Source organism: Rathayibacter sp. AY2B5 (assembly GCF_002931645.1).
GTDB lineage: Bacteria > Actinomycetota > Actinomycetes > Actinomycetales > Microbacteriaceae > Rathayibacter.
The window spans coordinates 25491-38953 of the sequence record NZ_PSUE01000013.1 but is presented as its reverse complement, the minus strand read 5'-3'; the positions used below and the strand labels follow the sequence as shown (position 1 = coordinate 38953).

The window sequence follows — 13463 nt, the reverse complement described above, 5'->3', positions numbered from 1 at the left end:
TCGGGAGGCGCCGACGCCTCCTGGGGTGCGCGTCCGCGACCCGCTCGCCGTGCGTCCTTGCCGTTCTGAGCCTTGCCGAAAGGTATCTGAGCCACGTCACGACAGTAGCGACCGGCGGCGGCTCGCACACGACGGTTGCGCCCGCGCTCGGGCCTGTGCAAACGGACCCGGGGAGCGCGTGCCGGAGGGTCGCGGCGGGTCCGCGTCCCGCCGATCCGCGGTGGTCGGGGTCCGCTAGGGTGACCGAGCGCGACCGCCCCGGTGCTCCGCGACCGGGCGCTCCGGGGTCCGCAGAGAGTCGAGGGGTGCCGTGAAGGCGATCCGCCGCTTCATCGTCCGCTCCGTCCTCCCGCCCGAGCTCTCGGCTCTGGGCGATCTGGCGGGCAATCTGCGCTGGGCCTGGCACGAGCCCGCCCGGCGCTTGTTCGAGCGGGTCGATGCGGAGCTGTGGCGGAGCGGGGGAGCGGACCCCACCGCCCTGCTCGGAGCGGTGAGCCCCGAGCGCCTCGCCGAGCTGGCGGGGGACCAGGGCTTCGTCGACGAGGCGTGGCGCCTCCGCGACGAGCTGGAGCGCTACCGCACCGAGCCGCGGTGGTACCAGTCGCTGCCGGAGTCCGCCCCGCGCTCGATCGCCTACTTCTCGCCGGAGTTCGGGATCGCGGCGGCGCTGCCCCAGTACTCCGGCGGACTCGGCATCCTCGCCGGCGACCACCTGAAGGCCTCCTCGGACCTGGGCGTGCCGCTCACCGGCGTGGGCCTCTTCTACCGGTCGGGCTACTTCTCGCAGAAGCTCTCCGCCGACGGCTGGCAGCTCGAGTCCTACCCCTCGCTCGATCCCGACGGGCTGCCGCTGCGCGTCGTCCGTCTCGCCGACGGCTCGCCCGCCCGCATCGTGCTGGCGCTCCCCGAGGGACGCGCGCTCTACGCCCGGGTCTGGCGCGCGGAGGTCGGCCGGGTGACCCTCCTCCTGCTCGACACCGACATCCCCGAGAACGAGGACTCGCTCCGTTCCGTCACCGACCGCCTCTACGGCGGCGGGGGCGAGCACCGCCTGCTGCAGGAGCTGCTGCTGGGCATCGGCGGGGTCCGCGCGCTCGAGCTCTGGGCCGAGGTCTCGGGCGGCGTCCTCCCGGAGGTGTTCCACACCAACGAGGGGCACGCCGGCTTCCAGGGGCTCGAGCGCATCTCCGGCCTGATCGGCGCGGGCCTGGACTTCGACCAGGCTCTCCAGGTGGTGCGGGCGAGCACGGTCTTCACCACGCACACTCCGGTGCCGGCGGGCATCGACCGCTTCGACCGCGGGATGATCGAGGAGTACTTCTCCACGGAGCTGCTCCCGGGCGTGCAGGTCGAGGACGTGCTCGCGCTGGGCGCCGAGCCGGGGGACTCCGGGACGGCGTTCAACATGGCGTACATGGGCCTGCGGCTCGCGCAGCGCTCCAACGGCGTCTCGACGTTGCACGGCGAGGTCAGCCGCTCGATGTTCTCGAGCCTCTGGCCCGGCTTCGAGACGGCGGAGGTGCCGATCGGCTCGGTGACGAACGGCGTCCACGCGGCCACCTGGACCGATCCGATCCTCCGGCGGCTCGCGGAGGAGCGGCTCGGCACCGACGACACGACGCGGGCCGACTGGGCCTCGGGCGCGCTCGGCGACACCGAGCTGTGGGCCGCGCGCCGGGCGATGCGGGAGCAGCTGGTGCGGGACGCCCGCCGCCGGGCCGCCCGCTCCTGGCGCGAGCAGAACCCGGGCGGCCTCCCGCCGGCCTGGCTGGACGAGCTGCTGGACCCGGACGTGCTCACCATCGGCTTCGCGCGGCGGGTGCCGACCTACAAGCGGCTGACCCTGATGCTCCACGACCCCGAGCGTCTGCGCGCGCTGCTCACCCACCCGCAGCACCCGATCCAGATCGTCATCGCGGGCAAGTCGCACCCGGCCGACGAGGAGGGGAAGCGCCTGATCCAGCGGCTCGTCCGCTTCGCGCAGGAGCCGGACGTGCGCCGCAGGATCGTCTTCCTGCCGGACTACGACATCGCGATGGCGCAGCTGCTCTACCCGGGCACCGACGTCTGGCTCAACAATCCGCTGCGCCCGCTCGAGGCGTGCGGCACCTCCGGGATGAAGGCGGCGCTCAACGGCTCGCTCAACCTCTCGATCCTCGACGGCTGGTGGAACGAGTACTTCGACGGCGAGAACGGCTGGGCGATCCCCTCCTCCGACCGCGCGCTCGACCCGGAGGCCCGCGACACGCTCGAGGCCGAGGCGCTCTACGAGCTGCTCGAGACCGAGGTCGTGCCGCGCTACTACGAGCGCGATCACGACGGAGTGCCCCGTCGGTGGGTGCGGTCGATCCGGCACACCCTCGCGACCCTCTCGCCCGAGGTCTCCGCCGAGCGGATGGTGCGCCAGTACGTCGAGGCGCTCTACTCGCCGGCCGCCGAGGCAGGGCGCGCGGTCGCCGCCGACCACTTCGAGCCGGCCAAGGAGCTGGCGAGCTGGAAGCGGCGGGTCCGCGCCGGCTGGCCCGGGGTCGCGGTCGCGTCCGTCGAGTCCGGCGGGATCGACGCGGTGCCCCAGCGCGGGGACCGGCTCGCCGTGCGGGCGGGCGTGCGCCTGGGGGAGCTCTCGCCGGCGGACGTCTCGGTCGAGGTCGTCTACGGGACGACGTCCGCTGACGGCTCGCTCACCGAGGTCCGCCACCACGAGCTCGAGGTGGTCGAGGAGTCGGGTGCCGTGGTGCCCGCCGACGCGGTCGGGCGCGTGCCCTACGCCGGAGTGGTCACCCTCGACCGCAGCGGCTCCTTCGGCTACACCGTCCGCGTCGTGCCGCGGCATCCCCTCCTGGCCCGCTCCGCCGAGCTGGGCCTGGCCGCCGCCGCCGGCTGACCCCGCCCGGTCCCTCTCCGCGGGATGCCGCTCCGGTGCGCCTTCCTCGGCGCCTCGCGGACCGGAGTGGGATCTCGCGGGAGGAGGACGGCGCACGGAGCGAAACGGCGCCCGGAGGAGGACGGCGGGGGAGCAGGGGTCAGCGCGCGATGTCGGCGAGGAGGGCGGCCGTCGCGGCGACGAGGTCGGCGGGGGCGAGCTCGATGTCGAAGCCCCGGCGCCCGCCCGAGACGAGCACCGTGTCGTGGAGCTCGACGGTCTCGTCGATCACGGTGCGGTGCCGCGTCCTCTGCCCGAGCGGCGAGATGCCGCCGAGCACGTAGCCGGTCCGGCGCTGGGCCAGCACGGGGTCGGCCATCGCCGCCCGCCTGCCTCCGACCGCGGCCGCGAGCTCCTTCAGCCCGAGCGAGCCGGTGACGGGCACGACGCCCACCACGAGCTCGCCGTCGACGTCGACCATCAGGGTCTTGAACACGCGCTCCGGCTCGACGCCGAGCGCCTCGGCCGCCTCGAGCCCGTAGCGCGTCGTGGCCGGGTCGTGCCGGTACTGGCGGGGAGTGAAGGGGACGCCCGCCGCCGTCAGCGCGACGGTCGCCGGGGTCCCCGGCCCGCTCCTCGCCATCAGGCGTCCTGCTCGGCCGCCGGCCCGTGCGCGGCGAAGAGCTGCATCGAGGTGCCGGCCACGCGGATGACCTGCCCCGGCTCGAACGACTCGCCGTGCTCCAGCGGCTCCGGCTCCTCGCTGTTCCACAGGCGCGTGTAGCCGGTGACCCCCTCGCCGTCGGCGAGCACCACCGTGGTGTCCTGCTCGACGCCGTGCACCACCAGCAGGACACGGTCCGGCTCGCCCTCGACCGGCGTCGAGGCCGCGAGGTACTGCAGCGTCCGGTTGGCGGCGGAGGTCCAGTCGTGCTCGCTCATCCCGCGCCCGTGGGCGTCGAACCACGTCATGGTCGTGGCGCCCGGCTCGCTCGCGTCGCCGCTGCCGTAGCGGGAGGGACGCAGCGCCGGGTGCTCGCGCCGCAGGCGCAGCAGGGTGCGCGTGTGTGCGCGGAGCGCGAGCTGCCAGTCGGCCAGGCCCTCCCAGCGCACCCAGGTCAGGTCCGAGTCCTGGCAGTAGGCGTTGTTGTTGCCGCGCTGGCTGCGCCCGGTCTCGTCGCCCGCCGTGATCATCGGCACGCCGGCCGACAGCAGCAGGGTGCCGAGGAGGTTCCGTATCGCCTTGCGCCGCGCCAGCGTGATCCGCTCGTCGGTGGTGGGGCCCTCGAAGCCGTGGTTGAAGGAGCGGTTGGTGTCGGCTCCGTCGCGGTTCGACTCGCCGTTGCCGATGTTGTGCTTGACGTTGTACGAGACGAGGTCCGCCAGCGTGAAGCCGTCGTGCGCGGTGACGAAGTTGACCGACGCGAGGGGGCCCCGCTCCGCCGAGAAGGTGTTGGAGGAGCCCGAGAGCCGGGTCGCGAAGCCGCCGATGCCGACGGGGGCCGTGCCGGCGCGGCGGGCGTAGTCGATGTCCGAGAGCCAGAAGTTGCGGGCGCGGTCGCGGTAGCGGTCGTTCCACTCCGACCACCCGGCCGGGAAGTTCCCGGTCTGCCAGCCGCCCATTCCCACGTCCCAGGGCTCGGCGATCATCTTCACGCCGGCCAGCGCCGGATCCTCGACCGCGGCCCGCAGCAGCGGGTGGTCGCTCCGGAAGTGCGCGATCTCGTCCCGGCCGAGGGTCGCGGCCAGGTCGAGCCGGAAGCCGTCGATCCCGACCTCGCCCGACCAGTAGCGCATCGAGTCCAACGCGAGGCGCTGCGCCGCGGGCCGGCCGAAGTCGATCGTGTTCCCGCAGCCGGTGACGTCCACGTAGTGGCCCTCGGGCGTCTGGCGGTACCAGCCGGCGTCGTCGATCCCGCGCAGGCTCGACATCGGCCCGCCCGGCCCCTCCTCGGCGGTGTGGTTGTAGACCACGTCCAGGATCACCTCGAGGCCGGCCTCGTGCAGGAGCTTCACCATCCCCTTGAACTCGCGGAGCACCGCGGTCGGTCCGCCGCGCTGCGCGGTGGAGGAGGCGTACGAGGCGTGCGGGGCGAAGAAGTTCAGCGTGTTGTAGCCCCAGTAGTTGGTCAGCCCTTGCCGCAGCAGGCGCTGCTCCGACACGAACGCGTGCACGGGCAGCAGCTCGACCGCCGTCACGCCCAGATCGAGCAGCGCCGAGACCGTCGACTCGTGCGCCAGGCCGGCGTAGGTGCCGCGCAGCTCCACGGGCAGCGCCGGGTTCAGCCGGGTCAGCCCCTTCACATGCGCCTCGTAGATCACGGTGCGGTCCATCGGGGTGCCGGGCCGGGAGGAGGAGCCCCAGTCGAACGCGTCGTCCACGACGACCGAGCGCCACTCGTTCTCCGCCACCCGGTGCAGGCCGCGGGAGTACGGCTCCAGCAGGGCCCGGCGGGGGTCGAAGCGGTGCCGGGGGCCCGTCGGCCCGTCGACGCGCAGGGCGTAGCGGCGGCCGGGGGCCAGCAGATCGGAGCGCGCGGACCAGACCGCGGCGTCGTCGCGCGCCAGCGGGACCGTGCGGGTCACCCAGGTCGGATCCTTCTCGTCGTACAGCAGCAGATCGACGGCGCTCGCGCTCTCGGACCAGACCCGCAGCTCACCGCCCTGATCGTCCACGGTCACGCCGAGCCGGGCCAGGGGATCGTGAGAGGTCATGCGACTTACAGTAGTGACGGGCACCGGCTCCCTCCGTGCCCCCGACGCGGGACGAAGGGCTGCTGTGATCTACCTCGACCACGCCGCGACCACCCCGCTGCGGGCCTCGGCGCTCGCCGCGTTCGCGGAGGCGTCCGCCCACGCCGGCAACCCCTCCTCCGTCCACGGCTCCGGCCAGGAGGCGCGCCGCCGGCTGGAGGACGCCCGGTCGGCGCTCGCGGGGGTGCTCGGCTGCGAGCCGATCGAGGTGATCCTCACCGCCGGCGGCACCGAGGCGGTCAACCTCGGGATCAAGGGCCTCTACTGGCAGCGCCGGAGCGAGGATCCGGCCCGCGTCCGGGTCCTGGTCGCCGAGGGGGAGCACCACGCGACGCTCGACTCGGCCGCCTGGCTCGCCGAGCACGAGGGCGCCGTCCTCGAGTGGCTGCCTCTCGACGACGAGGGCACCCTGCGGCCGGAGGCGCTCGCCGCGGCGCTGGAGGAGGACCCCGGATCGGTCGCCCTGGTCACGGTGCTCTGGGTCAACAACGAGATCGGGACGATCAACCCGATCGCCGAGCTGGCGGCCGCGTGCGCCCGCGCCGGCGTCCCCCTCCACGTCGACGCGGTCGCCGCCCTCGGACACGTGCCGCTGCGGATCGCCGAGGTCCGCCGCGCCTCCGGCTCCGGGCGCGGCGCGGGACTGGCCGCCGTCAGCGTCTCGGGTCACAAGGTCGGCGGGCCGATCGCGACCGGTGCGCTCGTCCTCGCCCGCGACGCCCGCGTGGTCCCGGTGCTGCACGGAGGCGGACAGCAGCGGGGCGTCCGCTCCGGCACCCAGGACGTGCCCGGCGCCGCGGCCTTCGCCGCCGCCGCGGTCGAGGCGGACGCCGAGCTGTCGGCGGAGGCGCGGCGCCTGGCAGCCCTGCGGGACCGGCTCGTCGCGGGCGTCCTCGCCGCCGTGCCGGGGGCGACCCTGACCGGGCCCGCCCTCGACTCCGGACGCCGGGTCGCCAACAACGCGCACCTCGCCTTCCCCGGTGCGCAGGGCGACTCCCTCCTCTTCCTCCTCGACACCTCGGGCGTCTCCGTCTCGACCGGGTCCGCCTGCACGGCGGGGATCCCGGAGCCCTCGCACGTGGTCCTCGCGCTCGGCCGGAGCGAGGACGAGGCCCGCGGGGTGCTCCGGATGACGCTCGGCCACACCTCGACCGACGCGGACATCGACGCCCTCCTGGCCGCGCTGCCCAGCGCCTACGCCCGCGCCGCCCGAGCCGGACTGTCGAACCGCGCGGTGCTGCCCGCCTGAACCCCTGCCGGCCGCGCCCGCGGGAAACGTAGACTCGCACGGTGAAGGTTCTGGCGGCGATAAGTGGTGGAGTGGACTCGGCCGTGGCCGCGGCCCGCGCGGTGGAGGCGGGGCACGACGTGGTGGGCGTGCACCTCGCCCTGAGCAGGATGCCCGGCACGCTGCGCACGGGCAGCCGGGGGTGCTGCACGATCGAGGACTCGATGGACGCGCAGCGCGCCGCGAACGTCCTCGGCATCCCGTACTACGTGTGGGACTTCTCCGAGCGGTTCAAGCTGGACGTCGTCGACGACTTCGTCGCCGAGTACTCGGCGGGCCGCACCCCGAACCCCTGCATGCGCTGCAACGAGCGGATCAAGTTCGCCGCCCTGCTCGAGAAGGCTCTCGACCTCGGCTTCGACGCCGTCTGCACCGGCCACTACGCCTCCCTCCGCACCGCCGCCGACGGCTCCCCGGAGCTCCACCGCGCGAGCGACGAGGCGAAGGACCAGTCCTACGTCCTCGGCGTGCTGACGGAGCAGCAGCTGCGGCACTCGATGTTCCCGCTCGGCTCCACGCCGTCCAAGGCGCTCGTGCGCGCGGAGGCGGCGGAGCGGGGCCTCAGCGTCGCGAGCAAGCCCGACAGCTACGACATCTGCTTCATCCCCGACGGCGACACCCGCGGCTGGCTCGCCGAGCGCGTCGCCCCCGAGACCGGAGCGGTCGTCGATCGGGACGGCGCGGTGGTCGGCTCCCACGAGGGGGCGCACGGGTACACGGTGGGCCAGCGCCGGGGCCTGCACCTCGGCGTCCCCGCGCCCGACGGCCGGCCGCGCTTCGTCCTGGAGGTGCGGCCGGTGAGCAACGAGGTCGTGGTCGGTCCGCGCGAGGCGCTGCGCATCGGCGAGATCGCCGGCGAGCGGTTCACCTGGGCGGGGGCCGCTCCCGAGGACGCGGACGCGCCCTTCCGCTGCGACGTCCAGATCCGCGCCCACGCCGACCCGGTCCCCGCCTCCGCGGTGGTGTCGCACGTCGATGGCAGGGTGGAGCTCGTGATCACTCCGGACTCGCCGCTCGACGGCGTCGCCCCCGGCCAGACGGCCGTCGTCTACCTCGGCACCCGCGTGCTGGGCCAGTGCACGATCGACCGCACGGTCGCGGCCGACGCCGCGGTGCTCCGGTGAGCGCCGTCGAGCCCGCCGCCCGCGTCGAGGAGCTGCGGGCGCGGATCCGGTCGGCGAGCGACGACTACTACGCGGCCGATTCCTCGCCGCTGTCCGACGCCGAGTACGACGCCCTGGTGCGCGAGCTCGCCGCGCTCGAGGCCGAGCACCCCGAGCTCGCCGCCGAGGACTCGCCGACGCGGACCGTCGGCGGGATCGTCGGAGCGGGCCTCGCCCCGATCGACCACGCCGAGCGGATGCTCTCCCTCGACAACGTGTTCTCGGCCGAGGAGCTGCGCGAGTGGTGCGAGAAGACGGTGGCGTCGGCCGACCGCCCCGTCGCCTGGCTCACGGAGCTCAAGATCGACGGGCTCGCGATCTCCCTCCACTACGAGAACGGCCGCCTCGTCACGGCGGCGACCCGAGGCGACGGCCGCACCGGCGAGGACGTCACCGTCAACGCCCTCCGCGTCGCGGGCATCCCCGAGCGCCTCTCCGGCGAGGGCCACCCGGCACTCGTCGAGGTCCGCGGCGAGGTCTTCATCCTCGTGGCCGCCTTCGCCGAGCTGAACGCCCTCCAGGAGACGCTGCGCGACGAGGCGGTCGAGGAGGCGCGGACCCGCTGGTCGACCCGCCCGGCCGCCACCCGAGGCGTCTTCGAGGAGGAGAAGGCGCGCACGAGCGCGCTGCGGCGCTTCCCGACCTTCGCCAACCCGCGGAACGCGGCGAGCGGCGGCCTCCGCCAGCAGCTCGACAAGAAGTCGGGTCTCGACCTGCGCGCCGGCGAGGCGCGCGTCGGCTCCCTCGCGCTCTACGTGCACGGCATCGGCGCCTGGCCGGACCCGCCTGTCGCGTCCCAGTCCGAGGTCTACGGGCTCCTCTCCTCCTGGGGACTGCCGGTCAGCGGCCACAACCGCGTCTCGGCCTCGGTGGAGGAGGTGCTCGCCTTCGTCGACCGCTACGGCCGCGAGCGGCACTCGGTCGAGCACGAGATCGACGGCGTGGTCGTGAAGGTGGACGAGCTCGAGCTGCACGACGAGCTCGGCGCCACCAGCCGGGCGCCGCGCTGGGCGATCGCCTACAAGTACCCGCCCGAGGAGGTCCACACGAAGCTCCTCGACATCGTCGTGAGCGTCGGGCGCACCGGCCGCGCGACGCCGTTCGCCCAGATGACCAAGGTGAAGGTCGCGGGGTCCGAGGTGCGCCAGGCCACGCTGCACAACGCCGACGTGGTCAAGGCCAAGGGCGTGCTCATCGGCGACACGGTCGTGCTGCGGAAGGCCGGGGACGTCATCCCCGAGGTGCTCGGCCCGGTGGTGGAGCTCCGCGACGGCTCCGAGCGCGAGTTCGTGATGCCGACGCAGTGCCCCGAGTGCGGCACCACGCTCGCTCCGGCCAAGGAGGGCGACGTCGACCTGCGCTGCCCCAACGCGGAGTCCTGCCCCGCGCAGGTCCGCGGGCGCGTCGAGCACATCGGCAGCCGCGGCGCGCTCGACATCGAGGCGCTCGGCGAGGTCAGCGCCGCCGCCCTGACCCAGCCCCTGGTGCCCGCCGAGCCGCCGCTGCGGACCGAGGCCGGCCTGTTCGAGCTCACGGTGGCCGATCTCTTCCCGATCGAGGTCGTCGTCCGCGACTCCGAGACGGGTCTGCAGAAGCTCGACGCGAAGGGCGATCCGAAGGTCGTCACGCCCTTCAAGCGCAAGCGGCAGCTCGCCAAGGACGGCGCCTTCGACCCGGAGGCGGGAGCCTTCGCGGGGGACGCGGCCTCCGTGCCCTCCACCAACGCCCTCCGGCTGATCGAGAACATCGAGCGGGCGAAGACCAAGGAGCTGTGGCGTCTGCTGGTCTCGCTCAGCATCCGGCACGTCGGCCCGGTCGCCGCGCGCGCGCTGGCGGGCTACTTCGGCTCGCTCGACGCGATCCGCGGGGCGAGCCGCGACGAGCTCGCCGCGGTCGACGGGGTGGGCGGGATCATCGCCGACGCCCTGATCGCCTGGTTCGAGGTCGACTGGCACGTCGAGATCGTCGACCGCTGGGCCGCGGCCGGAGTGCGCTTCGCCACGCCCGGCCACCCCGGTCCCGGTGCCGCGGACGCCGCCGGCGGGGTGCTCGCGGGTCTCACGGTCGTGGCGACCGGCAGCCTGGAGGGGTACTCCCGCGAGGGGGCGCAGGAGGCCATCCTCGCGGCCGGCGGCAAGGCCGGCTCGAGCGTCTCCAAGAAGACCGACTACGTCGCCGCCGGTCCCGGCGCCGGCAGCAAGCTCGGCAAGGCCGAGGCCCTGGGGCTCCGGATCATCACCGCGGCCGAGTTCCACCTCCTGGTGACGGAGGGACCGGACGCGATCGCGCTGCCGGAGGAGGCGTCCGCCGACGCTCCGGAGGAGGCCGCCGCCGGCCCGGACGGGGACGTCGCCGGCGCATCGCGCTCCGACGCCTCGCCGGAGGACGACGCCGTGCCGGACACCGACGCCGTCCCGGACGCGGCCGCCCCGAGCACGGAGGAGCCGACCGGGCCCGATGCCTGACGCGGGCGGCGGGGAGCGGCGTGCGTTCCTGCGCCGCTCCCTCGCCGACGCAGCGTCGCTCGCGCTCGACGCCGCGGTTAGGCCCACCGCCGCCGAGCGCCGGACCGCCGAGGTGCTGGGCCGGATCGACCACCTGGTCGTGCTCTCCTTCGCCGGCCGCAGCCGCGACCAGGTCCTCGGCGCGCTCGACGATCCGGACGGTCCGGTGTTCACCGGTGATACGGACGCCGTGATGACCGCGCCCGGCCCGGACGATCCTCCGGGCGCGCGCTTCGCCCCCGAGATGCTGCCGGTGCACGCGCTCCTCGCCACGGCCTTCGCCCGGGCCGACGACTGGCGCGCCGACGGCCGCGATCCGCTGCCGGCGGCCCTGCGCGCGGCCCGGGAGACCGGCACCGGCTGGGCTCTCGCGGTCGACGAGCGGCAGGGCGTCTCGACCACGCTCCTCGCCGATCCGGAGTGGCCCCACCGCGACCCGGGCGCCGCCGGCTCCCGCGGCGGGCGCCTCCTTCCCATCGACGCGCTGGCCGCCGAGGCCGCAGCCGGCACCCTGCCTCCGCTCGTCCTGGTCGAGCCGCGGTCCCTCGTCGATCCGGCCGACTTCGCCGACGCCGCAGCCGCCGGCACCGATCGATCCGCTGATGCGCGCCTCGCGGAGCAGCTGCTGCACGTCGTGTTCGACGCCGTCCGCGACGGGGAGCGGGCGGGGCGGCGGATGCTGCTCCTCGCCACCGCGCGGGGGAGCGCAGGGCGGCCCGGCACGGTGCCGGCGCTCGTGCTCGCCTCGGCCGTCCCCTCGGGTGCACGGATCGGCGTGCCGCTCGGTCCGGAGACTCCCGCGCAGCTCGTCCGCGCCCGGGCGGGCGTGCGCCGAGCGCTCGTCGATCCGCAGGTCCGAGAGCTGGCCGCACTCCTCAGCGGTCCCGACCGCCCCCTCGCGCGCTGGCCCCGCACGGCGCCGGCTTTCGCGCCGCCCGCGCCGGTCGGGCGGCGCCTCCGCGACGCGGCCCGCCGCGCGCACGTCGACCCCGAGCCGGAGGCCGGACTGCTCGCCCGCGTTCGAGCCGCCGTCCCGGGCGCGTCGCTACACTCCGAGCAGGCGCAGGCGGCGCAGGAGAGGCGGCGGAGATGACCAGCGAGCGGACTCCCTCGGAGCACGACGACGGAGCTCCCCGCTCCCGCTCGCGCCGCCGCTTCCTGGCCGGCACCGCCGCCGCCGGAGTCGGAGCCGGAGCCCTCGCCGGCGGCGCGATCGGCGCGGCCGTCGCCTCCGGCCCCCGCCGCGAGGAGGAGCCGCGACTGCCCGCCCGCACGGAGCCGGGATTCGACCACGTCGTCGTGATCATGTTCGAGAACCGCTCCTTCGACAACGTCCTCGGCCGCCTCTACGGACCGGACGACCTGCCCGCGGGCGAGAGCTTCGAGGGCCTCCTCCCCGAGGAGCGGACCAACACCAGCGCCGGGGGACTGACCGTCGGCACGCACGTCTACGAGGGCGCCACCGACTCCGTGATGCGCCAGCCCGACCCGGACCCGGGCGAGGAGTACCCGCACGTCAACACTCAGCTCTTCGGCACGGTGGATCCGCCCGAGAACGCCGGCCGCACCGTCGGCGCCATGACCGCGCCCTTCAACGCGCCCGCCGACGCCTCCGCCCCGACGATGAGCGGCTTCCTCGAGGACTACGTCCAGCACCTGAGGGTGATGAAGAAGGGGCAGGAGCCCACGGCGGAGGAGGCGCGGACGATCATGGGCGGCTTCTCGCCGGAGATGCTGCCCGTCTTCTCCACCCTCGCCCGCGAGTTCGCCGTCTTCGACCAGTGGTTCTGCGCCGTCCCCTCCCAGACCTTCTGCAACCGGTCCTTCCTGCACGCGTCGACCTCGCACGGCTTCGTCACCAACAAGCAGAGCGGCGGCTACGAGAAGTGGCTCGCGGACGACCTGGCCGACGCGCCGACGGTGTTCAACCGCCTCGAGGAGGCGGGGAGGACCTGGCGCGTCTACTTCGACGCGCTGCAGGTGGTCTCGTACACCGGGTTCCTGCACGCGCCGGTGCTCGAGAAGTACTGGAAGACCCACTTCTCGACGATGGACCGGTTCTACGCCGACGTGGAGAACGGCGAGCTGCCCGACTACGCCTTCCTCGAGCCGCGGCTCGTCTTCGACCACAACGACATGCACCCGCCGACCGGGGTCCTGCACGAGGACGAGGTCGACGGCACGCCCGTCTACGACAGCGCGCTGTCCGACGTCCGCGCCGGCGAGCTGCTGCTGCACCAGGTGTACTCGGCGATCCGGGAGAGCGCGAGCACGACCGGCTCGAACGCGGTGAACACGCTGCTGCTGGCGACCTTCGACGAGCACGGCGGCCTCTACGACCACGTCCCCCCGCCGTCGGCGACTCCGCCGGGCGACGGCCGCGAGGGCGAGATGGGCTTCGCCTTCGACCGGCTCGGCTGCCGCGTGCCGGCGATCGCCGTCTCGGCGTACACGAGGGCCGGCACGATCGTGCACGACGAGCTGCACCACGGCGCCGTGATCCGGACCCTCAGCGCCCTGCACGGCCTCGAGCCGCTGACCGCTCGCGACGCCTCCGCCCCGGACCTCTTCGGGGTGCTGACGCTTGACGAGCCGCGGCAGATCGGCGACTGGCCGACCACGGTGCCGCAGTACCTGCCCCCGAACCCCGAGGCGGCACCGGCGCATCCGGCGCACGTGAACCGCGACAAGCCGCTGAGCCCGCCCGCCGTCGGCCTGATGGGCCTGCTGCTGGCCCGGTACGGCGAGCCCGGCGAGGACCTGCCGACCACCTACGAGGGGGCGTACAACGCACTCCTGAAGCACGGCTCCAGCCTCTTCAGCGGCTCCTGACGGGCGGGCGGCGCGGGCGGAGGCGGTGCGGGCGCGCCGAGTAGACTGACGGCCGGAAA

The 13463-nt window shown here is 74.5% G+C and carries 8 protein-coding genes; 6 read left to right on the top strand and 2 right to left on the bottom strand.

Features of this window, described 5'->3' with window-relative positions; genetic code table 11:
• Positions 1-310: 310 nt before the first annotated feature.
• A complete protein-coding gene (gene glgP, locus C5C30_RS09980; RefSeq protein ID WP_104333647.1) occupies positions 311-2884 on the top strand; it encodes an alpha-glucan family phosphorylase in 2574 nt (857 codons plus the stop codon).
• 139 nt (positions 2885-3023) lie between these two features.
• On the opposite strand, the gene ybaK is transcribed toward glgP, so the two are convergent.
• Positions 3024-3506 (bottom strand): Cys-tRNA(Pro) deacylase, encoded by a 483-nt coding sequence (gene ybaK, locus C5C30_RS09975; RefSeq protein ID WP_104226855.1) that lies wholly within the window; start codon positions 3504-3506, stop codon positions 3024-3026.
• Positions 3506-5578 carry a glycogen debranching protein GlgX gene (glgX, locus tag C5C30_RS09970; protein WP_104333646.1) on the bottom strand — a complete coding sequence of 691 codons (2073 nt, stop codon included), beginning with the start codon at positions 5576-5578 and terminating at the stop codon, positions 3506-3508. Before glgX ends, ybaK begins: the two co-directional genes overlap by 1 nt.
• Between glgX and C5C30_RS09965 the strand changes: the two genes are divergently transcribed.
• From C5C30_RS09965 to C5C30_RS09945, 5 genes are read left to right on the top strand one after another with little or no spacing between them, the layout of a single operon-like run.
• Entirely contained in the window at positions 5577-6866 is a 1290-nt protein-coding gene (locus C5C30_RS09965; protein ID WP_104333645.1) for a cysteine desulfurase family protein, read from the top strand. The two genes, glgX and C5C30_RS09965, sit on opposite strands and share 2 nt — an antisense overlap.
• A 41-nt stretch (positions 6867-6907) precedes the next feature.
• A complete protein-coding gene (gene mnmA / locus C5C30_RS09960) occupies positions 6908-8029 on the top strand; it encodes a tRNA 2-thiouridine(34) synthase MnmA (RefSeq protein WP_181131545.1) in 1122 nt (373 codons plus the stop codon).
• On the top strand, positions 8026-10533 hold the full coding sequence (gene ligA / locus C5C30_RS09955) for an NAD-dependent DNA ligase LigA (RefSeq protein ID WP_104333644.1): 2508 nt from the start codon (positions 8026-8028) through the stop codon (positions 10531-10533). Before mnmA ends, ligA begins: the two co-directional genes overlap by 4 nt.
• Positions 10526-11665: a hypothetical protein gene (locus tag C5C30_RS09950; RefSeq protein WP_104333643.1), complete on the top strand. Its 1140-nt coding sequence runs from the start codon at positions 10526-10528 to the stop codon at positions 11663-11665. Before ligA ends, C5C30_RS09950 begins: the two co-directional genes overlap by 8 nt.
• On the top strand, positions 11662-13404 hold the full coding sequence (locus C5C30_RS09945; protein ID WP_104333642.1) for an alkaline phosphatase family protein: 1743 nt from the start codon (positions 11662-11664) through the stop codon (positions 13402-13404). Before C5C30_RS09950 ends, C5C30_RS09945 begins: the two co-directional genes overlap by 4 nt.
• Positions 13405-13463 lie beyond the last annotated feature (59 nt).